Source organism: Roseateles sp. L2-2 (assembly GCF_050613215.1).
Lineage (GTDB): Bacteria > Pseudomonadota > Gammaproteobacteria > Burkholderiales > Burkholderiaceae_C > Roseateles > Roseateles noduli.
The window spans coordinates 2,827,040-2,852,346 of sequence record NZ_CP192509.1; the positions used below are offsets into that span (position 1 = coordinate 2,827,040).

At 69.4% G+C, this 25,307-nt stretch carries 22 protein-coding genes; 5 read left to right on the forward strand and 17 right to left on the reverse strand.

Going from position 1 to position 25,307, the window contains the following annotated elements; translation table 11 throughout:
• Positions 1 to 11: 11 nt before the first annotated feature.
• The 3 genes from ACQZ13_RS12710 to trxA form a co-directional block, all read right to left on the reverse strand.
• Positions 12 to 275 carry a type B 50S ribosomal protein L31 gene (locus tag ACQZ13_RS12710; RefSeq protein WP_431052413.1) on the reverse strand — a complete coding sequence of 88 codons (264 nt, stop codon included), beginning with the start codon at positions 273 to 275 and terminating at the stop codon, positions 12 to 14.
• A 149-nt stretch (positions 276 to 424) separates the two neighbouring features.
• A complete protein-coding gene (gene rho, locus ACQZ13_RS12715) occupies positions 425 to 1,687 on the reverse strand; it encodes a transcription termination factor Rho (RefSeq protein ID WP_067270357.1) in 1,263 nt (420 codons plus the stop codon).
• Positions 1,688 to 1,923: 236 nt separating this feature from the next.
• Positions 1,924 to 2,253, reverse strand: a complete 330-nt coding sequence (gene trxA / locus ACQZ13_RS12720; protein ID WP_088406647.1) for a thioredoxin TrxA — start codon at positions 2,251 to 2,253, stop codon at positions 1,924 to 1,926.
• A gap of 289 nt (positions 2,254 to 2,542) precedes the next feature.
• Between trxA and ACQZ13_RS12725 the strand changes: the two genes are divergently transcribed.
• Positions 2,543 to 5,287, forward strand: coding sequence for a PD-(D/E)XK nuclease family protein (locus ACQZ13_RS12725; protein ID WP_431052416.1), 2,745 nt, complete (start codon positions 2,543 to 2,545; stop codon positions 5,285 to 5,287).
• Positions 5,284 to 8,847 carry a UvrD-helicase domain-containing protein gene (locus ACQZ13_RS12730; protein ID WP_431052418.1) on the forward strand — a complete coding sequence of 1,188 codons (3,564 nt, stop codon included), beginning with the start codon at positions 5,284 to 5,286 and terminating at the stop codon, positions 8,845 to 8,847. The genes ACQZ13_RS12725 and ACQZ13_RS12730 overlap by 4 nt, the downstream gene beginning before the upstream one ends.
• A 12-nt stretch (positions 8,848 to 8,859) precedes the next feature.
• Here ACQZ13_RS12730 and ACQZ13_RS12735 read toward each other — a convergent pair whose 3' ends face one another.
• Positions 8,860 to 9,543: a hypothetical protein gene (locus tag ACQZ13_RS12735; protein WP_431052420.1), complete on the reverse strand. Its 684-nt coding sequence runs from the start codon at positions 9,541 to 9,543 to the stop codon at positions 8,860 to 8,862.
• 193 nt (positions 9,544 to 9,736) lie between these two features.
• Between ACQZ13_RS12735 and ACQZ13_RS12740 the strand changes: the two genes are divergently transcribed.
• Entirely contained in the window at positions 9,737 to 10,429 is a 693-nt protein-coding gene (locus tag ACQZ13_RS12740; RefSeq protein WP_431052422.1) for a glutathione binding-like protein, read from the forward strand.
• A 74-nt stretch (positions 10,430 to 10,503) separates the two neighbouring features.
• Here the strand turns inward: ACQZ13_RS12740 and ACQZ13_RS12745 are convergent, their stop codons facing one another.
• Positions 10,504 to 10,731, reverse strand: a complete 228-nt coding sequence (locus ACQZ13_RS12745) for a hypothetical protein (protein WP_067270377.1) — start codon at positions 10,729 to 10,731, stop codon at positions 10,504 to 10,506.
• Positions 10,732 to 10,762: 31 nt separating this feature from the next.
• Positions 10,763 to 11,596: a PEP-CTERM sorting domain-containing protein gene (locus tag ACQZ13_RS12750; protein WP_431052424.1), complete on the reverse strand. Its 834-nt coding sequence runs from the start codon at positions 11,594 to 11,596 to the stop codon at positions 10,763 to 10,765.
• Positions 11,597 to 11,987: 391 nt separating this feature from the next.
• Here ACQZ13_RS12750 and ACQZ13_RS12755 point away from each other — a divergent pair, with 391 nt between their 5' ends.
• The gene (locus ACQZ13_RS12755; protein ID WP_088406659.1) at positions 11,988 to 12,245 is read left to right on the forward strand and encodes a hypothetical protein; all 258 of its coding nucleotides are present in this window, start codon (positions 11,988 to 11,990) and stop codon (positions 12,243 to 12,245) included.
• A 52-nt stretch (positions 12,246 to 12,297) separates the two neighbouring features.
• Here the strand turns inward: ACQZ13_RS12755 and ACQZ13_RS12760 are convergent, their stop codons facing one another.
• The 10 genes from ACQZ13_RS12760 to ACQZ13_RS12805 all read right to left on the reverse strand — a co-directional run bounded on the left by ACQZ13_RS12760 (position 12,298) and on the right by ACQZ13_RS12805 (position 22,011).
• Positions 12,298 to 13,299: a PA2778 family cysteine peptidase gene (locus ACQZ13_RS12760; protein ID WP_431052426.1), complete on the reverse strand. Its 1,002-nt coding sequence runs from the start codon at positions 13,297 to 13,299 to the stop codon at positions 12,298 to 12,300.
• Between the two features lie 7 nt (positions 13,300 to 13,306).
• Entirely contained in the window at positions 13,307 to 13,789 is a 483-nt protein-coding gene (locus ACQZ13_RS12765; RefSeq protein ID WP_431052428.1) for a PA2779 family protein, read from the reverse strand.
• A gap of 149 nt (positions 13,790 to 13,938) precedes the next feature.
• A complete protein-coding gene (locus ACQZ13_RS12770; protein WP_431052430.1) occupies positions 13,939 to 14,601 on the reverse strand; it encodes a hypothetical protein in 663 nt (220 codons plus the stop codon).
• A 390-nt stretch (positions 14,602 to 14,991) separates the two neighbouring features.
• The gene (locus ACQZ13_RS12775) at positions 14,992 to 15,861 is read right to left on the reverse strand and encodes a hypothetical protein (RefSeq protein ID WP_431052432.1); all 870 of its coding nucleotides are present in this window, start codon (positions 15,859 to 15,861) and stop codon (positions 14,992 to 14,994) included.
• Between the two features lie 16 nt (positions 15,862 to 15,877).
• The gene (locus tag ACQZ13_RS12780) at positions 15,878 to 16,102 is read right to left on the reverse strand and encodes a DUF350 domain-containing protein (RefSeq protein ID WP_067270396.1); all 225 of its coding nucleotides are present in this window, start codon (positions 16,100 to 16,102) and stop codon (positions 15,878 to 15,880) included.
• Positions 16,103 to 16,254: 152 nt separating this feature from the next.
• Positions 16,255 to 17,856 carry a DUF4178 domain-containing protein gene (locus ACQZ13_RS12785; RefSeq protein ID WP_431052434.1) on the reverse strand — a complete coding sequence of 534 codons (1,602 nt, stop codon included), beginning with the start codon at positions 17,854 to 17,856 and terminating at the stop codon, positions 16,255 to 16,257.
• Positions 17,857 to 17,897: 41 nt separating this feature from the next.
• Positions 17,898 to 18,980, reverse strand: coding sequence for an SPFH domain-containing protein (locus ACQZ13_RS12790; protein ID WP_431052436.1), 1,083 nt, complete (start codon positions 18,978 to 18,980; stop codon positions 17,898 to 17,900).
• Between the two features lie 169 nt (positions 18,981 to 19,149).
• Entirely contained in the window at positions 19,150 to 20,721 is a 1,572-nt protein-coding gene (locus ACQZ13_RS12795; protein ID WP_431052438.1) for a carbohydrate-binding protein, read from the reverse strand.
• A gap of 170 nt (positions 20,722 to 20,891) precedes the next feature.
• Positions 20,892 to 21,173: a hypothetical protein gene (locus tag ACQZ13_RS12800; protein ID WP_431052440.1), complete on the reverse strand. Its 282-nt coding sequence runs from the start codon at positions 21,171 to 21,173 to the stop codon at positions 20,892 to 20,894.
• A 421-nt stretch (positions 21,174 to 21,594) separates the two neighbouring features.
• Positions 21,595 to 22,011: a hypothetical protein gene (locus tag ACQZ13_RS12805; protein WP_431052442.1), complete on the reverse strand. Its 417-nt coding sequence runs from the start codon at positions 22,009 to 22,011 to the stop codon at positions 21,595 to 21,597.
• A gap of 47 nt (positions 22,012 to 22,058) precedes the next feature.
• Between ACQZ13_RS12805 and ACQZ13_RS12810 the strand changes: the two genes are divergently transcribed.
• Positions 22,059 to 24,476: a hypothetical protein gene (locus tag ACQZ13_RS12810; RefSeq protein WP_431052444.1), complete on the forward strand. Its 2,418-nt coding sequence runs from the start codon at positions 22,059 to 22,061 to the stop codon at positions 24,474 to 24,476.
• Between the two features lie 90 nt (positions 24,477 to 24,566).
• Here the strand turns inward: ACQZ13_RS12810 and ACQZ13_RS12815 are convergent, their stop codons facing one another.
• A complete protein-coding gene (locus tag ACQZ13_RS12815) occupies positions 24,567 to 25,304 on the reverse strand; it encodes a hypothetical protein (RefSeq protein ID WP_431052446.1) in 738 nt (245 codons plus the stop codon).
• Positions 25,305 to 25,307: the final 3 nt, after the last annotated feature.

Here is a 25,307-nt window from a genome sequence, read left to right on the forward strand (position 1 = left end):
GGGAGGGCCGTTCAGGCCTTCTTGCGCAGGTTCGCAAACTTGTTGCGGAACTTCTCGACGCGGCCACCCAGGCTGTCCACGCTCTTCTGCGTGCCCGTGTAGAACGGGTGCGATTCGCTCGAGGTTTCCAGCTTGACCAGCGGCAGTTCGCGGCCGTCGTCCAGCTTGATCGAGTCCTTCGTTTGCACCGTCGAGCGGATCACGAACTGGGCACCATTGGACTGGTCCACGAAGACCACGTCGCGATAGTTGGGGTGAATGCCTTCTTTGGCCATTTGAAAATCCTCGCTGCAGTGCCGCCAGCCACACTGCCCCTTGCAGCGCACTTGTCGACAGCGGAAAAACGCGGAGTATAGCTGAAATGAGAGAAGCCGCCCAGAGGCGGCTTCTTTGAAGTCCAGCGTGACGCGTGGAGAGGGCTGGATCAGCCGCCTCTGCGCATCATGTCGAAGAAATCATGGTTGTTCTTCGAGGACTTCATCTTGTCGAGGATGAACTCCATCGCCTCGATCTCGTCCATCGGGTACAGCAGCTTGCGCAGGATCCAGGCCTTCTGGAGGATCTCCGGCTTGAGCAGCAGCTCTTCGCGACGGGTGCCCGACTTGTTCAGCAGGATCGACGGATAGACGCGCTTCTCGGCCATGCGACGGTCCAGATGGATTTCGCAGTTGCCGGTGCCCTTGAACTCTTCGTAGATCACCTCGTCCATCTTGGAGCCGGTGTCCACCAGCGCGGTGCCGATGATGGTCAGCGAGCCGCCTTCCTCGATGTTGCGCGCGGCGCCGAAGAAGCGCTTGGGGCGCTGCAGGGCGTTCGCGTCCACACCGCCGGTCAGCACCTTGCCGGAGCTGGGCAGCACGTTGTTGTAGGCGCGGGCCAGGCGGGTGATCGAGTCCAGCAGGATGATCACGTCCTTGCGCAGTTCAACGAGGCGCTTGGCGCGCTCGATGACCATTTCCGCGACCTGCACGTGGCGCGCGGCCGGTTCGTCGAAGGTGGAGCTGATGACCTCGCCGCGCACGGTGCGCTGCATCTCGGTCACTTCCTCGGGGCGCTCGTCCACCAGCAGCACCATCAGGTGGGCGTCGGGATAGTTGGCCGCGATCGAGTGCGCCAGATGCTGCATCATCATCGTCTTGCCCGACTTGGGCGGGGCGACGAGCAGTGCGCGCTGGCCTTTGCCCAGCGGGGCGATCAGGTCGATGATCCGGCTGGTGATGTTGTCGTCGCCGCGGATGTCGCGTTCAAGCTTGAACTGCTCTTTCGGGAAGAGCGGCGTCAAGTTCTCGAACATGATCTTGTGCTTGGACTCCTCCGGCGTCAGGCCGTTGACGCGGTCCACCTTGACCAGCGCGAAGTAGCGCTCGCCGTCCTTGGGCACGCGCACTTCGCCTTCGACCATGTCGCCGGTGTGCAGGTTGAAGCGGCGGATCTGGCTGGGAGAGAGGTAGATGTCGTCCGTCGAGGCCATGTAGCTGGCCTCGGGGGAGCGCAGGAAGCCGAAGCCGTCAGGCAGGACTTCCAGCACGCCGTCGCCGAACACCTGCTCGCCGGCCTTGGCGCGCTTTTTCATGATCGCGAACATCAGCTCCTGCTTGCGCAGGCGGGCGACGTTGTCGATCTCCAGCTCTTCGCCCATCTGGATCAGGGCGGAGACGTGAAGCGCCTTCAGTTCAGAAAGATGCATGGGGGGGTTGACCCGGTCTGTCGTCCAGAGCCTGCCAAGGCCAGAGACACAAACAACGGCGAGCCCAAGGGACGCGCATCCGCGTTGCGGCGGACTTGAGGAAAGCGTGGAGTCTTGGGCGCCGAGTCCACGCGCTCACCCGGAACGTCGACGGCGTCCGAAGACGCCGTTGGGCCCGGGAGGGCGTGGTGGCAAGTTGTTTGCCAGGGCCGCTGGGGCCCCGACGAATGGAATCATTATAGGTTGGCGTCGAGGAAGGACGTCAACTGGGCCTTGGACAACGCGCCGACCTTGGTCGCGGCGAGCTGGCCACCCTTGAACAGCATCAGGGTCGGGATGCCGCGGATGCCGAACTTGGCCGGCACTTCGCGGTTGTCGTCGACGTTCAGCTTGGCGATCTGCAGGCGGTCGCCGTAGTCCTTGGCGACTTCGTCCAGGATGGGGGCGATCATCTTGCAGGGGCCGCACCACTCGGCCCAGTAATCGACCAGCACGGGTTTGTCGGACTGGATGACGTCGCTGTCGAACGAGGCGTCGGAGATGTGTTTGATCTGTTCGCTGCTCATGGAGATGATCCTTGCGTGATGTCCCTGCCGGGCGGATGCCCCGGACGGGCGGCCAGCCGGGCGACAATGTGTACCGCCTCGGGGGCCCCAGGGTTGCCAGGGTGCGACGATTCTCACACAAGCCCGGAAACCTCGGCCCGAGTAGGCGCTCCCCAGACTTGACGACGCGCAGGCTACCTCTCAAGGGGCAGGGCGCTTGGATTTCGCTATCGTCGCGATAACTCGTCGCCATAACCCCTCCCTTGTTGCCGCCAGCCCCACCGCCTTGTCGATCACGCCGCCGCCCTCGATGACGTTCCCGCCCGTCGACGCTCCGACGTCGACACCGGTCGACTTTCCGTTGTCTCCGGCCCACACCAGCGCCGCCATCTGGGAAGGCGTCACCCGTCGGGCCGCCGAATGGCTGGAGGCCAATGGCCTGCCGGCGCGCGACGCGGTCCTCCTGCTCCCGTTCGCGCAACACCTGGCCCCCGCGCGACGCGCCTGGATGAAGCTGTCGCGCTGGCAGCCGCGCATCGAGACCACGCACAGCCTCGCCTCCGCGCTGGGCCCCAGCGCGCTGCCGCAGGGCGAGCAGCTCACCGGCGACGCCGCGATCGACGCGCTGGCCGCGCGCGCGCTGATGCGCGGCCAGAGCTGGGCGGAGGCGCTGCGCAAGGAAGATCCCCGCGCCTATGACGCCGCCGTGCAGCGCCTGGTCGAAGCCGCGCACGCGCTGGCGCGCGCCGCCGTGCTGCGCGATCCGGCACGTCGCCACGAATTCTGGGAACACGGCCGGCAGGCGCTGGCCGCGCAGAGCGGCGTGGGCCATCTGGAACGCGCCTTGCTGGCGGTGGCGCTCGAATGGGCGGCCTCCGACCCGCGCGCGCCGGCCACCGATGCGCTCTTCGCGCTGCGGCCGAGCGCCTGGCTGCACCTGCAGTGCGGCGGACCGGATCCGCTCGCCGAGGCGCTGCTCGCGAGCGCCGAAGCCGCGGGCATCCCCTGCCTGCGCCTGAACGCCGACCTGCCGCTGGACGCCGCGTTCGACGGCGGCGCGCCGGTCGGCCTCCTTGAGCAGGCGGTCTGCGATGACTTCGAGGATCTGGCGCAATGCAGCGCCGCCTCGGTGCTGGATCACCTGCAGGCGGGCCGCGCGCCGGTGGCGCTGATCGCGCAGGACCGCGTGCTGCTGCGCCGCGTGCGCGCGCTGCTGGAGCGCCAGGGTCTGGGCATCCAGGACGAGACCGGCTGGACGCTCGCGACGACCGCACCGGCCGCGCAACTGATGGCGATGCTGCGCGCCGCGCGTCGCGACGCCACCGTCGACGACTGGCTCGCGTGGCTGAAGACGCCCTTGGCGGTCTCGCTGCGGGAGAAGGGCGGTAGCGCCTCGCTGAGCGCGCTGGAAGCGCACTGCCGCAAGCGCGGCTGGTCCGCGCCGCAGGCGGTACGCGCCGATCGTCTGCCGCCTGGCAGCGAGCGGCTCTGGGAGGCTGCGCGCGAGGCGCTGATCCCGCTGCAGCCGCGCGGCGCGCAGGCGCTCGAAGCCTGGATCGAGGCGCTGAGGCAGACGCTCAAGGACCTCGGCGCCGATGAGCAGCTCCATCGCCAGCCGGCCGGCGGACCGCAGGTGCTGGAAACGCTCTGGCTGAGCAAGACGCCGTGGCCTGGCTCGGGTCACGAAGCGGTGCTGCGCGGTGCGCAACTGACGGCGTCCGAATTCGTCGACTGGGTGTCGCAGACGCTGGAGGCTGGCGAATACAAGCCGCCGCTGGAAGGCGGCCTGCAGATCATGATCACGCCGCTGGCGCGCACGATGCTGCGCCCGTTCGGCGCGATCGTGCTGCCGGGCGCGGACGCGGCGACGCTGGGTCCGGTGCCGCCGGGGCCGGTGCTGATCGGCGACACGTTCGCGCGCGAGCTCGGACTGCCGACCGTCGAAGGCAAGCGTCAGGCGCTGGCCTGGCAGTTCGCGCAGCTGCTGCGCGCGCCGGCGGTGACGCTGCTGCGGCGCGGACACCTCGGCAGCGAGCCGCTGGCGGCGAGTCCGCTGCTGGACCGGCTCGATCTCGCGCTGCAGGCGGTGGGGCAGACGCTGCCGCATTGGCACGATCCGCGCATCGAGACGACCGTACCGACGACGCACGTCGACCGCGCTGCCGCGCAGGCGCAGGGCCGGCTGCCGTCGGCGCTGAGCGCGAGCGCGGTGGAATCCCTGCGCCAGTGCCCGTACCAGTTCTTCGCCCGCGTGCTGCTGGGGCTGCGCGAGGCCGGCGAGCTCGATGTCCAGGCCGACAAGCGTGATTACGGCACCTGGCTGCATGCGGTGCTGCATCAGTTCCACACCGAACGCGTGGAGGCGCGAGATCCGCAACTCGACGACGCCGCCCGCCTGCAACGCGCCGCGCAGGATCAGATGCGCGAGCTCGGACTGGCGCCAGCGGAGTTCCTGCCGTACTCGGCGAGCTTCGCGCGCTTCGTGCCGGCGTACCTCGGCTGGCTCAAGGAGCGCGAGGCCGAAGGCCAGCGTTTCGAACGCGGCGAGGTCGATCGCCGCGTGCATCCCTGGGCGGAGATCGAGCCGGCGCTCGCGGAACTGGCGCTGCTCGGACGCATCGACCGGATCGACGATGCCGCCGATGGGCAGCTGCTCATCGACTACAAGACCGGCAGCCTCAAAGGCTTGAAGGACAAGGTCGCGAATCCGCTGGAAGACACGCAACTTGCGGTCTACGCGGTGCTGATGGGCTCGCCTGCCTTACCCCATCTCCCGCTTGCGGGAGAGGGCAGGGGTGAGGGCCAGCGGCCTGGGCAGTCCGCCGGCCCGCTGCGTGCGCAGTACCTGGCCCTGGACGACGCCAAGGGCATTGCCGAGATCGAGCACGAACACGTGGAGGCGACCACCGGCGTGATGCTGGACGGCCTTCGCCAGGACCTGATGGCCATCCACGCCGGCGATCCGCTGCCGGCGCTGGGCGAAGGCGTGGCCTGCGCCTACTGCGAGATGCGCGGCCTGTGCCGTCGCGACGATTGGGAAGGGGCCGCGCCGTGACCGCGCCGACGAACGACATGACGCCCGGCGCCGCATCCGCCGCCGCAGCCGCAGCCGCTGCTGGCCCCCTCGGCGCCGCCGCCTACACGCTCGACGGTGCGCCGGTCGCACGCGAGCGCTTCTACGAACTGGCCTGCGACCCCGCGCGCAGCGTCGTCGTCGAGGCCTGTGCCGGTGCGGGCAAGACCTGGATGCTGGTCTCGCGCATCCTGCGCGCGCTGCTGGACGGCGCGCGGCCGCAGGACATCGTCGCGATCACCTTCACCCGCAAGGCCGCCGGCGAGATGCGCGCGCGCCTGAACGAATGGCTGCACGAGTTCGCCCACTGCGACGACGCCGGCCGCGTGCTCGCGCTGCGCCAGCGCGGGATGTCGCCGGCGCAGGCCGAGGAACTCGCGCCGCGCCTGGCGACGCTGCAGCAGCGGCTGCTGCAGGACGCGCGCCCGGTGGAGATCCGCACCTTCCACGCCTGGTTCTCGCAGCTGCTGCGCGCCGCGCCGCTGGAACTGCTGCGCGCGCAGGGCCTCTCGCCGGAGCTCCAGCTGCTCGAGGACGAAAGCGACCTGATGCCCGAGCTCTGGCAGCGTTTCCACGCCGCCGTGCTCGAGGACGAATCGCTGCTCGCGATCTACCGCGAGCTGAGCCTGATCCACGGCCGCAACAAGCTGCTGGACTGGCTGACCTCGGCCTTCGACAAGCGCGTGGAACTGCGCCTCGCCCACACGAACCACCGGCTGATGGACGGCATGCCGACGGCCGCCGAAGTCGTGCCCGAGCTCGCCGCGTTCTCCGATCCCATCGAGGCTTTCGCGCCGATGCGCGCCGAGCTGCAGGCGCTCGCCATCGAACTCGGCCAATCGACCAAGGTCACGCCGAAGAAATGCGCGACCGCGATCGAGCAGGCGCTGCAATTGGAGGACGAGCCCGCGCTCGCCGGCGTGCGCCAGGCCTTGTTCACCGCGGAAGGGTCGCTCCGCAAGAACCTCGGTGATTCGCCCGCGCTGTCGGCGGCGTCGGACCGCCTGCAGCGGTTGATGCTCGCCATCGACCAGGATCGCGCGCGACGCTGGCACCAGCAGATGTGCGCGCTGGCGCTGACGCTGCTGGATGCGTTCGATCGCCTCAAGCGCGAGCGTGGCATCGTCGACATGAACGACCTCGAACGCGGCGCGCTGGCGCTGCTGGGTGACGTCGACCTGTCGGGCTGGGTGCAGGAACGCCTGGACAGCCAGGTCCGGCACCTGCTGATCGACGAGTTCCAGGACACCAGCCCGCTGCAATGGCACGCGCTGCACGCGTGGCTGTCGGGCTACGTCGGCGCGGGCGGCGGCGTCAGCGGTCAGCGGCCGCCGTCGGTGTTCATCGTCGGCGACCCGAAGCAGAGCATCTACCGTTTCCGTCGCGCCGAGCCGCGCGTCTTCGCCGCGGCGCGGGATTTCGTGCGGGAAGGGCTGGACGGCGTGCTGCTGGCCTGCGACCACACGCGGCGCAACTCGGTGCCGGTGCTGGCGGCGGTGAACGCCGTCTTCGAATCCGCGAGCCTGGCGCAGCAATACAGCGGCTTCCGTCCGCACACGACGGAGTCCGGCGGCGGCGATCCGCTGGACGGCGTCTTCTTCATTGCCGGCGACGAAGCCGCCGAGGACGAGACCTCCGAAACGGGCCGGGAGGAGGGCGAGTGGCGTCCGAGCCTGACCGAGCCGCGCCGCGAGCCCGAGCTGCATCGCCGCGAGGCCGAGGCCGAGCGGATCGCCGCCTGCATCGGCGATCTGCTGGCGAAGGGCGAGGTGCAGCCGGGCGAGATCTTCGTGCTGGCGCGCAAGCGCGAAGGCTTGCGCGTGCTGGCGCAGATTCTCAAAGGCCGGGGCATCGCGCACGCGGCGCCGGAGGACATGGCGCTGCTCGACGCGCCGGACGTCCGGGACCTGCTCGCGCTGCTGGACGCCTTGGCGTCCAGCGGGCATCAGCTGTCGCTGGCGCATGCGTTGCGCAGCCCGCTGTTCGGCGCAAGCGAAGCGGATCTGCTGTGGCTCGCCGCCGAGTCGAACCTGGTGAAGTGGCTCGGTCAAGGGCGGCCTTCCGCAGGCAGAGCACCAACGCAGGCAGCGAGTGCGGCAGGACCGGAATGGGGCTTGGGGGTCCAGGAGGGATCCCCCATGCCCCGTGCAGGGCTCGCAGAGACGTTGCAGGTGGGCGATCTTCCGACTGAACCGCCGCTGGAGGGGCCAGCGACCCGTTCCTGGTGGGAAGTGCTGCTGCAGGCCGATCCTGAAGCGTTGAGCGAGTCGCTGCGCCGCGCGCAACTGCTGCTGTCGCGCTGGGCGTCGACGGCGGTGCTGCGCAGCCCGCACGACCTGCTCGACGCGATCGTGCATGAGGGCGACCTGATGGCGCGTCTGGCTGCGGCCGTGCCGGCGAGTGAGCGTCGCGCGCGTTTGCATGCCGTGGAGGCGCTGCTGGCGCTGGCGCTGGAGCTGGACGGCGGTCGCTATGCCGGCTTGTACGGCTTCGTCCGCGCGCTGAAGAGCCGCGCGCTGAAGCTGGCCGCGCCGGCCGAGCCCGATGCCGTGCAACTGCTGACGGTGCACGGCGCCAAGGGTCTGGAGGCGAAGGTCGTCATCCTGATGGATGCGGAGGCGGGTCCGGCGCGGTCGGAGAGCATGGCGCTGGCGATCTCGTGGCCGGTGCTGGAAGCCGTGCCGCAGACGGTGGCCTTCCTGGTGTCCGAGGCGAAGCCGCCGCCGTCGCTTCAGGCCTTGCTCGACGACGAGAAGGACCAGCGCCAACGCGAGGAACTCAACGCGCTGTACGTCGCGATGACGCGGGCGCGGCATCGGCTGCTGCTGAGCCGCACGCCGGCGAAGCGCCAGAGTTCATCGGGCACGTGGTGGACGCGGGTGCAGCCGCAGGCCGAGGCGATGGCGGTGCCGGAGGTCGACGTCGATGTCGGCGTTCCGAAGGACGACGTCGCGCGCCTCAAGGTCCTGCCGCGCGTCGAGCCGCTGCCTGCCGAGGAAGTGGACGCCGGCGCGGACGTCGGCCAGAGCCCGGACGAAGTCGACGACAGCGCGGCGCTCGGCGAGGCGCTGCATCGCGTGCTGGAATGGCACAGCGGACCGCAAAGGGGCGCGCACGCGTTGGAGCGGCTGATGGCAGCCGCGGCGCAGATGTACGGGCTCGACGCGCGACGCACCGAGCGTCTCGAACGCAGCGTGCATGCGATCCTGGGCGGCGCGGAATGTGCGCCGTTCTTCGACGCCGCCGCGCTCGACTGGCAGGGCAACGAGGTGCCGCTCAGCTGGAACGGGCACGACATGCGCCTGGACCGGCTCGTCAGCCGCCTGGACGGCACAGGCGTGCGCACCTGGTGGGTACTCGACTACAAGCTCCACCCGGCGCCGCAGCGCAATCCGGAGTACATCCAGCAACTCTGGCGCTACCGCGAAGCGGTGATGGCGCTGCAGCCGGGCGAGCCGGTACGTTGCGCCTTCATCACGGGGCAGGGCCGCCTGATCGATTGCACCGAGGCCGTGGCCGGCGCGGCCGACCTCTTTGCGTAGATTCGGCGCCGCTCAAGCCGGCGAGCCGTAATCCCCTTCGGACGGCCGGCTGTGCCAGGCCACCGACGTGGTCGTCGGCCACGGTCCGCCGTCGCCCAGGCGCTGGTGCACCGCCTGCGCGCTGGCCGCCGCGGCTTCCAGCACGCGGGTCAGCGCCTGGAACTCCGGCAGCGACGGTGCCGGCATCGACGTTCTCAGGTAGACATTGCCGCGCAGACTCAGCAGCACGAAGGGTCTTCCCTCCACCAGCACGTCCTGCGTCGCCTGCGCCAGCCGCTCGGTCAGGTCCTTGTCCAGCCAGGCCATCACCAGTTCCCGGTTGATGCCCACCGCACCGAAGCGCTGCCGCACGAGCTTGGAGTCCAGCTGCGAGTGCTTGGGGAACATCACCAGCCAGCGCATCTCCTCGGGCGTGTCCGTGTCCACGCGCGTGCGCAGCGTGTCGGTGTAGGCCTCGAAGACGCTGCTTTCCAGACGCTCCATCAGCTTGCGCTCGATGAGCATCATCTGCATGTCGGGATTGACCTTGAGCTCGCAGCGCATGCGCAGCTCGTAGCCGTCGATGTAGCTGCGCTGCGAGGGGCCCCACTCGATGCGGGTCAGGCCGGGCAGCGTGCGAGGCAGGTCGATGACGAAGCCGCGCCCGTCGCGGGCCTGGCGCAGCTGGCCGCCGCGCTCCGTGGCCCAGTCGCTCAAGGGACGCCACCGGGCCGCATTGGCACGGGCGGCGAACCACAGTTTGATTTGTTTGATTACCATGAGGCGGGACGATGCGCGAGGGGCCCGGGGTCCGTGCATTGACGAGTCGCTTGACAGATCGATTGACGAGTCATCCGACGTGTCGACGGTGTCGACGAACAGGGCCTCGCGCCCGAACGGAGAACGCTTGATGATCGAAGTGTATTCATGGCCCACGCCCAATGGCCACAAGGTTCACATCATGCTGGAAGAGTGCCGGCTGCCTTACCGGGTGATTCCCGTGGACATCGGCGCCGGCGACCAGTTCGACGCGAAATTCCTGGCCATCAGCCCCAACAACAAGATCCCCGCGATCGTCGATCCCGACGGGCCGGACGGGAAGGCGATCTCGCTGTTCGAGTCCGGCGCGATCCTGCTGTACCTGGCCGGCAAGACCGGGCAGTTCCTGCCGCCCGACACCCGCGGGCGCTACGAGGCGCTGCAGTGGCTGATGTTCCAGATGGGCGGCGTCGGGCCGATGCTGGGCCAGACCCACCACTTCCGGATGTACGCCCCGGAGAAGATCGAGTACGCCATCGACCGCTACACCAACGAGGCCAAGCGCCTGTACGGCGTGATCGACCGGCGGCTGGCCCACACGAAGTACATCGCGGGGGACGCGTACGGCATCGCCGACATGGCGATCTTCCCGTGGCTGCGCGGCGCGAAGAACCAGGGCGTGGAGATGGCGGACCATCCGCACCTCAAGGGCTGGTTCGACGAGATCGCGAAGCGGCCCGCGGTGGCGCGCGCCGTCGAGGTGCTGGCCGAGAAGCGCCGGCCGCTGGTCGACGACAAGGCGCGCGAGGTGCTGTTCGGCAAGACCCAGTACGAGCGGCGCTGAGGGCGATCGAGCAGCAGGTCGAGCGGCTGCTTGACCCCTGGAACGGGCGTCCGGTCGACCGGACGTCGCGGGGGTCAGATCTTGCCCAGCCGCGCCCGGTCGCCGAGCTCGGTCAGCCAGCGGCGGCCGTCCTCGCGGATGGCCGTCGCCAGGCCCTTGTCCTGCAGGCGCTGCTGCATTTCCTCGCTGACCGGCATGCCGCCGGGCGATTGCGGCAGGAAGTAGAGCGCCGCGCGCTCGTCCTCGGTGATCACCAGGTCGGCGGGCGGAACGGGGAAGCTGAAAGTCGGCGGCGTGGACATGGGCCGCAGTATCCCTCAGGGGCCGGCTCCGTCAGGCCGAGGCCGACGCCTTGACCGCGCGCGTGCGACGGCGGCCAGCGACGCCGGCAGCCAGTGCGGCAACGCCCAGCAGCGCGAGCGAGCCCGGCTCCGGCAGCTCGCCGGCGGCGAAGGCCAGCGAGTTGGCCATCAGCAGCGCGCCATCGGTGGACGGATTCCATCCGCCGGGCGCGACGTCGCTGGAGGTGGGGAACATGTTCAGCCCCACGACCACGCCGTTGTGGTCCATGCGGTAACCCGCCAGTGCAAAGCCGTTGCTCCAGTCGGCGACGATCTCGGCGCCGGCCTTGGCTGTGAGGCCGGTGCCGTAGCACAGTCCGCCGCTGAAGCTGGTGATGTCGCGCATCAGCGGGCTGTCGGGCCGCACCACCGTACCGAGGCCGCCGCAGGATCTCTGGTTGTTGCTGGTGTTGAAGACGTCGTAGTTGGCGGAGACGAAGCGGCCTTGCAAGCCCTTAAATCCGACGGTCGCGTTCGATTGGCCGGCTTCGACGACGCCGCCGCCCACGTCCACGTAGTCCGCCAGCACGTTGCCCAGCTGAGTGGAGTTGGCGAAGGGCGCGGCCGAGCTTTCGTGGTAGACCAGGACGGCGTCGTAGGCGGTCAGCATCGCGAGCGTGGGTGTGCCAGTGGCGACGTTGAAGACGTCGACCACGCCGCTCAGCCGACCCGTGGCGGCGATCTTCGACTGCACGTCGGCCAGACCGCCTGCTTGCACGGGCGCGCCGAGGATCAGCACCGATGCTTGCGCGGCGAGGGCGGTCGCGCACAGCGCGGTCGCGGCCAGGACGGATCGGAGGACGGGGAGGAGGGGCGAGCGTTTCATCGGGTTTCTCTCTCTGCGGTCGGTCGTTCTTGTCGTCGGTGGCGGGAGGCCGGAAATCGGGAGGCGGAAAGCGGAAACGGAAAGCAACATCCAAGCCACGACGTGCCAAGCCCGGTGCCGCAAGGCCTGGCGCCGACTGTCCCTGGAGAATGGGTCAGCAGGTGTAATGAATCCCGACACTTCCGGCGTGGAAGTTGCTTCGCGGATCGCCCACCTGGGCCGGTTGAGACCGGGTTGGGGCCGGGTCACGGGCGCCCTTGTAATGCGGGGGTAAAACACCGTCGGCCTGCGTGGCGCCCGGCGACGGTTGGAGGGAAACTTGCCATGGCGTGAAGGCGCAGCCTGCTTGCTTGCAGGTCGCGGTTCCGATCACAACGCAAAAGGAGTCCTCATGTCAGCCAAGCCAGACCACACCGACGCCGTCGGCGGCGTCGAGAGCCACAACGGTCGCTGGTTCGTCCGCGAAGTCGTCGGCGAGGCGCCGCCGTTCCGGGCGCGCTACCTGGTCATCGCCGCGCATCCCGCGCCCGGCGGCAAGCCGGAGCTCAACGGCTACTGGCACGAGCTCGAACGCAGCTTCGACACCTGGAGCTACGCCGCCGACGCCGCCCTGGAGGCCGCGCAGCGGACCATCGACTTCCGTCCTTGATCTGCCCTTGATCCGCGCTTGATCCGCTGCGGAGGAGGCCTCTCCCGAGGCCTCACATCCCCGCGGTGATCTTCTTCTGCAGCGCCTTGTACTGCTCCAGGCGCGGACCGCCGAGCGCCACCGCGCGCTCGATCGCGAGCGAGGCCTTGTAGCGCTGGCCCTGCTCCATCAGCACCTGCGCCAGGTTGTTCCAGCCCTCGGGCAGGTCGGGCCGCACGTCCGTCAGCCGCGCATAGTGCTTCGCCGCGGAACGCCGATCCTTGGCGGCGTAGGCGGTGTTGCCGGCGCCCAGCAGCAGCACGGGCTCGCCGGGCCAGCGGACCAGCGCGGCGGTGTAGCCCTTGCGCGCGGCGGGCGCGTCCAGGCGTTCGAGCGCGGCCAGCGCCGCGCCGGCGCCCGCGCCGTCCAGCGACGCCGGCATCAGGTCCGGCGGCAGCGTCGTCATCGCCCAGTAGTCGCCGCGCGCCCAGGTGCGCTCGAAGACCGGGAGTTCGACTTCCTGGCGCGCGGTCTTGCCGCTGTGCAGCAGGATGGTGCGGCGCTGCTTGTCGTAGCCGACGGCAACGGCGTAGTGCCACACCGGCACGATGTCCAGCGACAGGTTCTGGAACACGATCACCGGATGCCCGGCGGCCACCTCGGCCAGCAGCGCGTCCAGCCGCGGCGGCAGCACGTAGGCCGGCAGGCCCTGGCGACGCGTGGCCACCAGCATCTCGGTCTGCAGCGAGCCCTTGCGGCCGGGCAGGAAGACCTGCGGCTTCAACTGTTCCACCGTCGTCGACTTGCCCGCCGTGCGCAGCAGCATCGCCAGCGCGGCGGGACCGCACTCGTAGTCGTCCTGCGCGATGAAGGGCGTCTTCGCGGACAGGTCCACACGCGCCGGCAGGTCGGCGGGCCATTGCCGTTCCAGCGCCTGCAGCTGCGGCGGCGTGCTCGCGCAACCGCCGAGCAGCAGCGCGAGCGCCAACGCGGGCGCGGCCAGCGCGATCAGCGGACCGGAGCGCCGGAGGGGCTGACGAGCCCGATCGGGCTGAGCGAGCCGGGTGATCGACATCAAGACCTCAGCGGATCGACCGCGTGAACGGGAAGACCTTGGTGAAGCCCAGGATGTCGGTGATCAGCAGGATCACGAAGACGGTGAAGATCAGGCCGAGCACCTCGCCGCCGGCGGGCGCCTGGGCGATGCGGCCGTCGAGTGCGCGGATCTCGTCGTCGGACATGGCGTCCACGCGCGCTTGCGCGGCGGCGGCGTCGACGCCTTCCTTGACCATCGCCTGACGCACGTCGTCGCGGGCGAAGAAGGCGTTGACGCGGACGCGGCTGTCGGCGGCGGTGCCGGCCGTCGTGGCGGCGGAGGTCGACGGCACCAGCGCGTCCGTCGGCACGACCTGGGCGCCGGCGTGCATCGGCAGCGCCATCAGCGTGCAGGAGGCGATCAGCGTGGACGCGATCGCGCGCTTGGCCCGCGAGGGACGCGCCGTGAGCACGGCGGGGGTGTCCGCGGAGGCGGCAGCGGCTTGGAAAGCTTGTTCTTGTCGGTTCATGGTCGGACCTGGAGGGAAGGATGCGAAATCCTAGGTCCGCGCCCGACGCTGTTACAAGTTCGATTACCGGGCGTCACAACGGATGCATATCCCGGCTGATCGGAGGTCCGGAAGCGACGGAAGAACGTGATAGGGAGGCCGGCGTTGCTTCAACGGTCGCAGCGTTGACCACTGGCGCTGCGCAGGATCCAGCGCTCGGCCTTGCGCGAGAGCAGCGCGGTCGAGCTGAGCGTGCCCAGGTCGCAGGTGCTCGGGTCGACCTCGGCGAACTGCGCCAGCTCGACGGTGTCCGCGTCGCGCCAGCGCATGAAGCGGAAGCTGATCGCGGTCTGCTCGGGCGTGGGCTGGAAGCGGTAGCGCTCGACAAGGCGGCCGTCCTCCCGGCTCCAGAGGACGACGCCGTTGAACTCGGCGCCCGGCGACGCATGCGTCACCACCAGGAAGCGGCCGTCCGGCGACGGATTGACGTTGCCGTGCATCTCGTAGCGGGTGCCGTCGGCGCGCGAGATCCACAGCAGCTCGCTGCCGGCGGACAGCGTCGCGCGCACGACGTAGAACTGGCCATCGGGCGACAGACCGTCGAGGCGGAAGTCGACCGAAGGCAATGACGGGTCGGACGGATCGGGTCGCTGGCTGTCGAGGACCACCGGCCGACCCTTGGCGACGGGCAGGAACAGGCGCAGATCGTCTCGGCGCGCGGAGACGCCCGGGCGGCGCAGCACCTCGGCTTCCGCCTGGGCGCGGAACTGCTCATCGGAGCCTTCCTCGGCTGCGGGGCCGCTGGCCACCGCGGACGAGGGCGGGAACAGCATGCCGCGCGGGGCCAATCCGACTGGGGCGACGGAAGCGACGGAAGCGACCGGGCGGGGCGGCGCGGGCCAGGCGTTGGAAGTGGCCTCGGCGGCGAGTCCCGTGAGCATCAGCGCGAGCGCGACCGCAGCGCGGAAGGCAGATCCGGAGCGGAGGACGGGAGCGGCAGCCTCAAGGGTGGCGGGGGCGGCCGGGGCGGGCGGGGCGGACAACATCGGACGGGACGGCGGACGGAACGGCGGGAGCGGGCGGAACGGCGGGCTCGGGAAGCCCCAAGGCCTCGCAGTCTAAAAGCGGCTCCGTGCGCTGGCCCACAGACGTTACGCCTGGTGACAAGACCTGCCCCCGCAGCGCCCTCGCAGCGCTGCTGCGGCGTTCCTGTGGCCGTTCCCTCAGCGCTTGCAGCGCGGCGCCGTGACGTCCTTGAGCGCCCAGGTGTCACCTTCGCGCTTGAGCACGACCAGCGTTTCCTCCATCGCATTGGGGCAGGTGAGCGGATCGCCGCCGGCGGTGCGCTCGAGTTCGATGGTGCGGTTGTCCTTCCACCGCATGAAGCGGTAGAGGGCGAGCTGGTCGGCCGGCGGCACGTGGCGGAAGCGCTCGACCAGCCGCCCGGGCGACCGTTCCCAGATCACGATGCCGTTGAAATCCAGCAGTTCGGACGCGCTGACGACGGCCAGCATCGTGCCGTCGGGCGAGGGCTTGGGCGTGGCGTGGAGCGACGTGCGCTCGCCGTCCTGGCGCGAGACCCAGATGACGTCGCTGCTCTCGTAGAAGGTCGCGCGCACGACGAAGAACTCGCGATCCGGGGACAGCCCGTCGAAGCGGTAGTCCTCGTAGGCCGCCTCGCCGCGGCCGCTGGCGTTGGGCCAGACGCTGTCGAAGATCTCGGGTCGTCCGGCGACCGTCGGCAGCACCAGGCGCGAGCCGGTGCGCTTGATCAGCTCGTGCCGGCCCCCGGCGTTGGCCTTGCGGATGGCGTCGGCCTCGGCCTTGGCGCGGAAGGCCTCGTCGGAGCCTTCGGCGCCCGGCGCCCGTCCCAGCTCCGCCTCGGGGCGCGGACGCTGCAGATCCTTCGTGAAATCCCCCTTGGGCGCGATGCCGGTCGACGTCGACGGCGGCACGGGCCGGGGCGAGGACTGCGCCGACGCGGGGCCGCTGACGAGGGTCAGCGCCACCAGTGCAGCGAGCGTGGCGGGCACGACGCCCGGCACGACGCCTTGCAGCGCACGGGAAACGACGGATCGGGCGAGAGGGGGCATGAAGCAGCTGTTCAGTTCAACCGTGGATCGCCGCGGCGACGATCTGGCCGATGGAGATGCACATCGCCGCGACCACGACGGCCAGGGCCATGTTCTTGTGCTCGACGATCTCCTCCCACAGCTTGTACGGGGTCAGCTTGTCGATGACGATGAAGCTGATCCAGAACACCAGCACGCCGATGAGGGCGTACAGGATGGAGCCCAGCACGATCGCGGGCTTGAGCCATTCGAAACCTTCCATGTCGTTCTCCTGATCGGTCGTGATGTTGACTTGACGGGGCGAACGGCGGGTGGCGATCCGAGCTGCCGGAGTGTCTCCGTGAATGCCGTCCCCGTCGTGCTGCCTGCGGGTGAATCTGAGTGACTCTGCGTGAGACTGGTGACTACCGGTGACTACTTGTGGCCGCCGCCGCCGCTGCTGTAGCCGCCGTACGAGCCGCCGCTGGAGCCGACGTAGCCCGTGCCGCTGCCCCGGCTGCTGCGCTTGCACTGCTGGTACTCGGCGCTGCTGGCGCCGTAGGTGTCCTTGTAGCGGTCGCAGTCGTCCGAGCTGCAGGCCCGCAGCATCGCGAACAGCACCGCGATCACGAAGATGCCGATGATGATGTTGCGCAGCAGCTTGCCCTGGTCCATGCCCGAACTGACGTCGCGCTTGAGCGCCGGCATCCGGTCCTGCGGCAGCGCGGCGAAGCGGCGCACCTCGGCGGCGTCCACCGTTCTGCCGTGGCTCCAGGTCACCTCGTTGCCGGCCTGCTCGCTGCTGAGCAGCTCCAGCCGCGCGCCGTTGCGCCATTCGTAGTCGCGCACCAGGGCGCGTTCCTCGCGCTTCACGCGCCAGTAGAACTCGCCCAGCACATAGGTGACCTTCGCGGTGTAGGTCCACTTGTGCTTGAAATCCTTGTCCTTGTAGCGGACCGACTTCGAGCCCGCGTTCGAGGGCGCGCCGGTGATCGGGCGCACGACGCTCCAGCCGTCCTCGGTGTCGACCAGGAAGGCGAAACCTTCCATGCGGCTGAACAGCAGGTACTCGCGCCAGAAGGTCTGTTCGTCCTCGCTGGACTCGGGGAGATCGCAGCGCTCCAGGTAACCGACGACCTGCCAGGGCTTGGGCGTGCCGCCCTCGACCGCGAGCAGGCCGGTGGTGCCCAGCGGGATCTGCGGCTCGCCGCCGGTGTTCTGACGATAGGCCGCCAGGTCGGCGCCGGCGCCCTGGGAGACGTCGACGACGGACTTGCACTGGCCGCAGACGATGGACTGCGTCGTGCCGAGCTTGGGTTCGAGCGCGGCGCCGCAGTTCGGGCAGGGCAGCGCCTTCGACTGCAGCGTGGCGCCGCTGGCCTCGCGCAGGCCGGTCAGCGACAGGTCGGCGAGCTTGACCTGGCGCCCGATCGACCAGGTCGGCTGGGCGGGATCGGCGTATTCGAGCGTCGCGACCTCGTCCGCCGTGTTGCGCAGGTCGACGACGGGATAGCTCTTGGCGAGCTGGGGCGGATGCGGCAGTTCGCCTTCGGCGGCCGCCAGGGTGGCGTCGACGATGGAGGCGACCTGCCAGGCCGAGCCCGCGAGCATCTGCAGCCCGCCGGGGCGCAGCGTGGCGGGGTCGGGCGCGCGCTCCTGGAGCGGCGCCTCGAAGCTGATGACGAAGCTGCCGTTGTCCTCGGCCAGCCAGCCGCTGCGGGGCGGCCGGTCGGCGCTGGCGTCGAAGAGGAGGTGCCACTCGTTCCAGCTGCCGTCGGCATAGGCCATCTGCAGCCGGCCGGCGACGACGAACGGCGACCCCGCATAGCGCCCGGCGGCGCCCAGCTGCAGCGGCGAGTAGTCTTCGAACAGCTCCGCGCTGGTGCCGATCTTGCGCAGCGCGTCGCCCTCACGCAGCAGCGTGGAGCGGCAATAGCTGCAGACGGCGCTGGCGGACGCGGCCGAGGCGAACTCGACCGGTGCCCCGCAATTGGGGCAGTGCGCCTGCCAGCGGCGCTGGGGGGAAGCGGTGACCAATCAGGACCCGAAGCGAGACGAACCGCGCGGCGTCGGCCGCGTCAGCTCAGCTTCTTCAGCAGCTCGGCCTTCTTGGCCGCGAACTCCTCGTCGGTGAGGATGCCCTTGGCCTTCAGGTCGCCGAGCTTTTCCAGCAGCAGGAGGACCTCGTCGGCGCTGGCGCTGACGGGTTGCGGCTGGATCGGTGCGGCACCTTGTGCGGCGGTTTGTGCGGCGGCTTGTGCGGCCGCCTGGTTGGCGCCGGACAGGCCCTGCTGCAGCTGCTGCGCCATGGTCTGGCCGAGCGCCAGACCCGCACCCAGGCCCATCGCGTCGCCGGCGATGCCGCCGCCGCCGCCCGCGCCGACGCCTTCGGCCAGCTTGGGGATGGCTTGCGCGGTCTGGTACTGCAGGAACTGGCCCATGTTCTGGCCGATCATGCCCATGCCGATCTTCTGGTCGAGGATCTTCTGCAGTTCCTCCGGCAGGGAGACGTTCTGCAGGGTGACCATCTCGAGCTTGAGGCCGAGCGCGTCGAAGGACGGCGCGGTGGCTTCATGCAGCGCCTTGGCGAACTCGACCTGGTTCGCGGCCAGGTCCAGGAAGGGGATGCCGGACTGCGCGACCGCGTCCGAGATGTGCTGCAGCATCAGACCGCGGAGCTGGCCGTCCAGCTCGGTGACGGTGTAGCGCTCGCGGGTGCCGGAGATCTCGGTGTGGAACTTCTTGGGGTCGACGACGCGGTAGGAGTAGTTGCCGAACGCGCGCAGGCGCACGGCGCCGAAGTCCTTGTCGCGGATGGTGACGGGCTGGGTGGTGCCCCAGCGCTGGTCGGTCTGCTGGCGGGTGGAGAAGAAGTAGACGTCGCTCTTGAAGGGGGACTCGAAGAGCTTGTCCCAGTTCTTGAGGTAGGTGAGGACCGGCAGCGTCTGCGTGGTCAGCTTGTACATGCCCGGGCCGAACACGTCGGCGACCTTGCCTTCGTTGACGAAGACGGCCATCTGCGATTCGCGCACGGTGAGGGAGCCGCCGTACTGGATTTCAAAGTCCTGCATCGGGTAGCGGAACGCCAGGACGCCGTTGTCGTCCTCGGTCCACTGGATGATGTCAATGAACTGTTTCTTGATGAAGTCCATCAGGCCCATGGCGCTGCTCCACGAAAAGGCACGGTCCAAGTCGACCGTCGCGGAGGAGTATCCCTCAGCGCCGGGGCGACCTTGGTCACCCTGAGGGGGGAGGTTTGTGCGGAGGAAACGACGCGGCGGAACGTCGTCTCCGACGTCCCGCGGCGCCTGCTTCGACGTCTCGGAGCGCCTACTTCGACGTGCCGCAGCTGGCCGAGGTCGGCGTCCACAGCGTGGGCGTCGTGGCCGGCGTCCAGCCCGCGCCGGCCCAGGCGGTGTGGGTGACGAGTGCCTTGTACGTCTTGCCCTGGTAGCTCACCACGGTGCCGACGTTGAAGGTCTTGCCTTCGCTCCAGGCGGCGCAGCTCGGTGCCGGCGCAGGGGACGGAGCGGGTGCCGGTGAAGGCGCAGGCGCCGGGGACGGCGCTGGCGAAGGGGCGGGAGAGGGCGCCGGCGCGGGCGAGGGGGCCGGGGAAGGCGCCGGCGGAGGCGGCGTGGCGCCGCTGGTGTCGGTGCCGTGGGTGGCGGTGGTCCAGCCGAGGAACTCGTACCCGCCCTGGTCCGGTCCGTGCGAGCGCACATATGACTGGAAGTTGGGGATGGCGACGCCGCGGCTGACGTAGCCGTTGAGCGCGAGTTCGGTGTAGCCGGACTCGGTGTGATAGCTGCGGCAGTCGCGCACGCCCGAGCCGTTGGCGAGCGACTTGGCCATGTACTCCAGGCCCATGGCCAGGCGCGGCAGCGCGTCCTTGGCGTTGGGCTTGTGCATCCAGACCGAGTTGTCGCCCTGGTTGGCGGCCATCTCGGCGGCCTGCGCGATGCCGATCAGGTTGTACTGCGGGTGCCAGCAGTCGCGGGCCTTCAGTTCGTTGATCTCGCCGTTGCCGTAGATCGACACCGGGATCATCTCGATCAGACGGGTCAGGCCGGCGGCGTAGCGGGTCGGGTTGTCCTGGTAGACGCCGGCGGCCATCATGCCCAGCGCGGCCGACACGGCCCAGTTGTTGACGCGCGTCTGCGCCTTGGCGGTCTCGGTGTAGAGGCGGTCGACGAAGCCGTTGAAGCGGGAGACGTCGGCGGCCGGCCAGGCGGCGAGCCCGCCGTTGTGATGGCGCAGGATCTCGGCGGCGCTGATCCAGACGGGCAGCATCCACGCGGCTTCGAGCTGCACCTGCGCGGCGTTGGTGCCGGAGGCGACGGTGAAGCCGCGGAAGGTCGCGGCCCAATCGTTGAGGATGGCGACGGCCTTGTCGCGGTGGCGCACGTCGTTGGTCTTCACCCAGCGCAGGGTGTTGAGGTAGGCGGCCATCGCGTCGTTCTTGAAGCGCGACTCCTGCGGACCGCGGGCGCTGCCCACGACTTCCACCGTGGTCAGCGCCTGATGCGAGTAGGTGTAGTTGCTGCGCGAGTCGGCGAGCACGACGGCGTAGCCCGTCTTGATGCCGCTGCCGGACGGCGAGTTGGCGGCGGCCTTGAAGGTGTCGAGCCGGGCCTGGCTCATGAAGATGCCGGGGTGGCGGAACTTCGCGGGCGCGGTGGCCTGGATGGTGGCGCGGTCGCCGTCGATCTGTGCCTCCGGAACTTCGAGCGCATCGGACTCGGCGGTCGAGCCTTGAGCGACGACGCGCGGGTCGAGGCCCTCGCCGCCGCCGCAAGCGCTCAGCGCGGCCAGCAGGACGGGCGTGAGCGTCCATCGGAAGCGCCGGGCGAAGGCCGCTTGTGGCGAGCGTGCGTGGCGCTGGGAGGTGTGCAGACCGATCATGTTCGTGGAGCTCCGCTGATGAGGGCGAGGCGACTTTACGAACCTGAAATCTGGAGGGATGTGACGGTGGGTAATGAGATGCGAGCGCAGAAACGACTACGCGGTAGAGCTACCGCGAAAGCGGTAATCGGCGAGGGTTTGACCTGACCTGGCTGCAGAGGGCTGCGGTCTCAGGACGCTCGGCTCTGCGCCGCTTCCACCCGCGCGAGCACTGTCGCGACTTCGAAGAAGACCAGCCGGCGACGCGTTTCGACGCGGGTGAACTCTTCTTCGGAGGGGACAAGCTCCAGGTCGCCGAAATGCGCGTGGCGGAGCCATCCGCTGAGGCAGGCCTGCGCGATGAGCAGCGCGCGGTCCGTCGATGCGCCGTCGTCGGCCCCGCCCGCGATGCCGAAGATCGCGCGCAGCGGGATGCCGGCCGCGTCGGCCGCGAAGAAGTCCTGAGGAACCAAGGGCGGCGCTCGTCGTGACGAGTCGCCAGGAAGGCGGTCGTTGGCAGTCACTGGCGGCACCCGGTGGGAAGGGACCGCCAGTCTGGCGAGCCGAGATGACACCCGTCACCGGGGAAACCCGCCGCAAGCGTTTGGCAATGAGCAATGCGCGCACAGGGCCGATGGAAGGCGCTTTCGTCGGCAGGTACCTCGAACGGGTGATGACGCGGGATGACCGATGCCATGCGGGTTTCGAGTGGTCCGGCCTCGCTCTGTGGTGACTTTCGTAAGACATCATTCAAGCTGTACCGCGACATGGCGTGACCCGTCTTCATCGAGTTCAATCCGCACCCATCGCAGTTGGCGTCACTTGAGCGATACCGCTCGGCGCCCTTGGACTCAATGAAAAAGACAGCCCGAGAGGCTGGCCGGGGAGATCGTTTCATGCGCTTGAAGACTGCTCTGTTGATCGCGCCCATGTCGATCGCACTCGTCGCGTGCGGCGGCGGCAAAGACGCCGGCAGCAACGGCAATGGCAACGTCGGCGTGGAGGCGCCTCCGCCTCCGACAGCGCCCGCGCCCTCGCCAGCGCCAGCGCCTTCCCCTTCGCCCGCGCCGGCTCCCGCACCCGCGCCCGCGCCGGGAGAACCGCCGGCGGCGCCAGCGCCTTCTCCGGCGCCAGCGCCGTCACCCGCACCCGCGCCATCACCCGCACCCGCGCCATCACCGGCGCCTGCGCCTTCTCCAGCGCCGTCTCCGGCACCCGCACCTTCGCCTGCGCCGTCACCAGCACCTTCCCCGGCACCTTCTCCCGCCCCGGCACCTGCCCCGGCGCCCGCACCGGCGCCACCGGCGCCACCCGCGCCGCCTCCGCAGACGGCCAACACCCTGCAACTGCCGCTGGAGGTGCTGGGCGACGGTTCGCCGTCGGCGCCGGTGGTGGCCGAGGCCGGCCTGACGATCGCGACGGGTGATCTCGCCAAGGTGAGCCAGCTGTGGTTCGTGTGCCATCGCTGCGGTTTCTTCGGAGCGCCCGAGTTCGAGGCCACCACCCAGCCGACGACCCTGGTCAAGGCCAGCGTGCGCGTGCTGGGCGGCGCCTCGGCCGCGCAGGCCGCCAGCGTCCCGTGGATCGACATCACGGACGCCACGATGAAGCTCGCCGATCCCGAGCGCGTTCAGGGCGGCCTCACGCGCGGCGGGCTCTACACCACGCGCATGAGCCTGGTGCTCGACACCACGGCGAAGGCGCGACTCGTCGCCGGCGTGAACCGCGTGCAGTTCCGCTTCAACGGCACCGACGGCGAATCCAACGGCTACCGCATCGTCGAGCTGCAGCTGCAGGACGCCCAGGGCCGCAGCCTCGCGACCGACACCGTGCAGCGCGCCGACATCGGCGCCGAGAAGGCGGCCGGCAAGACGCTCACCGCCGACGTGACCGCCGGCGACGCGCTGTGGCACGGCCTGGGCCTGTTGAAGAAGTCCAGCATCGTCAACCGCAACCTCAAGGCCGCGTGCGCGTCCTGCCATGCGGTCGACGGGCGCGACCTGCAGTACTTCAACTACTCCAACAACTCGATCGTCCAACGCGCGCGCTTCCACGGCCTGAGCGACGCGCAAGGCAAGCAGATCGCCGCTTACATCCGCTACAGCCAGCGCGACTTGCCGCACGTGGCCCAGGCGACGCCGTGGAATCCGCCTTACCAGCCCGGTCCGGGCCTGGACGCGAAGCCCACCGTCGAATGGGCGGCAGGTGCCGGCATCAACGCGGTGCTCGACAACGCGACGCAGGCGACCAAGGCGCTGTTCGGCAAGCCGCTGGACCAGCCGCTCGCGCTGACGCAGGCGGACATCGACAGCGTGATGGACGTGACCAAGACGATGAACGTGCGCGAGATCCAGATCCCGCTGCAGTTCCCCGACTGGAACGCGTGGCTGCCGACGATCCACCCGATGGACGTGTGGCCGGAGGAGAACGCCGCCGCGGCCGGCGGCTCCTTCCTGAAGGGCGGCACCTTCGCGAACGGCAAGCAGGACACGCTGGCCATCCACACGCGGGCGCGGACCTGGCTGCAGTCGCATCTGAATCCGAACGGGAAGTACGGCGACTGGAGCCACCTCACCGATGCGCAGCGCGACGAGATCCAGAACATCTTCCTGGGCATGGGCTTCTCGCCGAATTCATTCCTCGGCAATGCGGACGATCCGAACCAGGCCACCGGCGCCATCGTCGGCGGGCGCTACCTGAAGTCCAAGGCCAACACCACGACGATGGCCCGCGCCGATGCCGGGGCGTTCACGGTCCCGGCCTTCACGGAACGGGCCAAGATCTCGCTGACCAACTGGGGCGCGCTGCAACAGTGGGAACTCGCCCATACCTTCGGGCTGGAGGGCAACCAGAAGTGGTTCATCCGCGCAGCCGACAAGCAGAAGAACGGTGCCTGGGTCGGCGCCGGCGAGGTGCGCGGCTGGCCCTTCAACACCTTCGGCGTGTTCGAGCTGGCGCCGCACTTCATGCATGTGAACGAGCGCCTGCCCAACGGCGTCGACCGCAATCGCGTGATGGCCTGGGAGGCCAACAACATCGTCGCGTCGCTGTATCACACCAACCAGTGGTACCAGCTGCAGATGACGCTGAACTCCGGCGCGCAGCAGGCGTGGAGCAACTTCCCGATGGACTGGCCGTACATCGTGACCTGGGATGCCATGCTCACCGACGAGATCGGGCTGAAGAACGGCGCGCAGCACGAGGCCTTGAAGGCCAACCTCGTGCGCACGCTGCAGGCGCGGATCAAGCTCGCGCAGTACGTCAACAACGGGTATCCGATCAGCAAGCCGGATCCGGCCGCGCCCAACATCCCGGAGCGGGACCAGGGCAACAACGGACGGGCGAAGGCGCTGTTCCATGTCACGCCCACGCTGTATGTGGATGGGGGGGAGGCCTACAACTCGACCTCGCCGCAGTCGCGCTACCGGCTGTACGACACGCTGCAGCCGGGGCTGTACAAGATGGCGCTCAACGGCAGCATCCAGATGTTCAACCAGCTCTACGCGACGCAGCCGGTGTCGGCGTGGCGGCGGTGCGATCCGAACGCTTTGATCGCCGGCGAGCCGGAAGAGACGACCGGCTTCCGCTTCTGCCTGGACCGGGCCATCAACCCGCTGCCGAGCGACGGCAAGGGATCGGTGCAGTTGCCCTTCGGCGCGCGGACCGATCAGATCGTGCGCTATGGGCTGATCAAGACGAAGGAGCTGGGAACGGGCATCGAGCCGGCGCGGCTGAAGACGTGGAGCGATTGGGTCGGTGCGGCCTGGCCGCAGTAGGGCACCCTCTTGCTCCCTCTCCCGCTTGCGGGAGAGGGCAGGGGTGAGGGGCGCGCGCAGCGCGCGGGGCCGGTGCAGTCCTCACGCCGTTCAGTACCCGCGCGTCTCCTCGGGCCTCAGCCCTCGTCGCACCTGCTCCCGCGCTCGCGCCTCTTCCTTCATGAGCCTGCCGTTGGCGACGTGGCGGACGATCCACGGCAGCGTGCGCAGCTTCGCGCCGGCGGCCGTTGCCGGCACCCAGGCCTTCGCGCATTTCTCGAAGAGCTCCGCGTTGAGCGCCAGCCGCGACGGCGTCATGCCCAGCAGCAAGACCTGACCCGCATGCAGCGCGACGTTGCCGCCGTCGGCCAGCGCGGCAGGCAGCTGCGACAGATCCTCGGTGGGCCGCGCCATGTGGCCGAGCTGTCGGATCTGTTCATCGAAGACCGACGGCATCCATCCGCCGAAAGCGCCCATCTGCCGGCAGAACGCCCCGCCGCCGATGAGTACGGCGCAGACGTCTTTCCGCGCTTCGTAGACCGTGCGATGCAACGCGATCGCGGCGATCGTTGCCAAGGGCGATGCCGCCGAAGTCGCCGGGGTCGCCGCAGACGCTGCGGTCGCCGCGAGCATCGAGAACTCCGACGCACCGGACCGGATGGACACGGCCTGCATGGACGCGTCCGCCGCCGTTCCCCACCACATCCTGCCGCTGGCGGGATCCCGCAGCGAGACGCTGTCGGCAGGCTGGGGCATCAACCCGCGCGCGAGCAGCCGCAACCGCAGTCCGCGCCAGGTCTCCTGGAACTCCTCATCCTTGTCCGCGCCGCGGTGGAGGGATTCGCTCATCGC

Bases quoted from the DNA above. Each gene is read 5' to 3' on its own strand.
- ACQZ13_RS12740 (WP_431052422.1), top strand. From the start codon at position 9,737: ATGATCGAAGTGTATTCATGGCCCACGCCCAATGGCCACAAGGTTCAC.
- ACQZ13_RS12710 (WP_431052413.1), bottom strand. From the start codon at position 275: ATGGCCAAAGAAGGCATTCACCCCAACTATCGCGACGTGGTCTTCGTG.
- trxA (WP_088406647.1), bottom strand. From the start codon at position 2,253: ATGAGCAGCGAACAGATCAAACACATCTCCGACGCCTCGTTCGACAGC.
- ACQZ13_RS12750 (WP_431052424.1), bottom strand. From the start codon at position 11,596: ATGAAACGCTCGCCCCTCCTCCCCGTCCTCCGATCCGTCCTGGCCGCG.
- ACQZ13_RS12770 (WP_431052430.1), bottom strand. From the start codon at position 14,601: ATGCTGTTCCCGCCCTCGTCCGCGGTGGCCAGCGGCCCCGCAGCCGAG.
- ACQZ13_RS12765 (WP_431052428.1), bottom strand. From the start codon at position 13,789: ATGAACCGACAAGAACAAGCTTTCCAAGCCGCTGCCGCCTCCGCGGAC.
- ACQZ13_RS12815 (WP_431052446.1), bottom strand. From the start codon at position 25,304: ATGAGCGAATCCCTCCACCGCGGCGCGGACAAGGATGAGGAGTTCCAG.
- ACQZ13_RS12795 (WP_431052438.1), bottom strand. From the start codon at position 20,721: ATGATCGGTCTGCACACCTCCCAGCGCCACGCACGCTCGCCACAAGCG.
- rho (WP_067270357.1), bottom strand. From the start codon at position 1,687: ATGCATCTTTCTGAACTGAAGGCGCTTCACGTCTCCGCCCTGATCCAG.
- ACQZ13_RS12745 (WP_067270377.1), bottom strand. From the start codon at position 10,731: ATGTCCACGCCGCCGACTTTCAGCTTCCCCGTTCCGCCCGCCGACCTG.
- ACQZ13_RS12790 (WP_431052436.1), bottom strand. From the start codon at position 18,980: ATGGGCCTGATGGACTTCATCAAGAAACAGTTCATTGACATCATCCAG.
- ACQZ13_RS12780 (WP_067270396.1), bottom strand. From the start codon at position 16,102: ATGGAAGGTTTCGAATGGCTCAAGCCCGCGATCGTGCTGGGCTCCATC.
- ACQZ13_RS12775 (WP_431052432.1), bottom strand. From the start codon at position 15,861: ATGCCCCCTCTCGCCCGATCCGTCGTTTCCCGTGCGCTGCAAGGCGTC.
- ACQZ13_RS12760 (WP_431052426.1), bottom strand. From the start codon at position 13,299: ATGTCGATCACCCGGCTCGCTCAGCCCGATCGGGCTCGTCAGCCCCTC.
- ACQZ13_RS12755 (WP_088406659.1), top strand. From the start codon at position 11,988: ATGTCAGCCAAGCCAGACCACACCGACGCCGTCGGCGGCGTCGAGAGC.
- ACQZ13_RS12725 (WP_431052416.1), top strand. From the start codon at position 2,543: ATGACGTTCCCGCCCGTCGACGCTCCGACGTCGACACCGGTCGACTTT.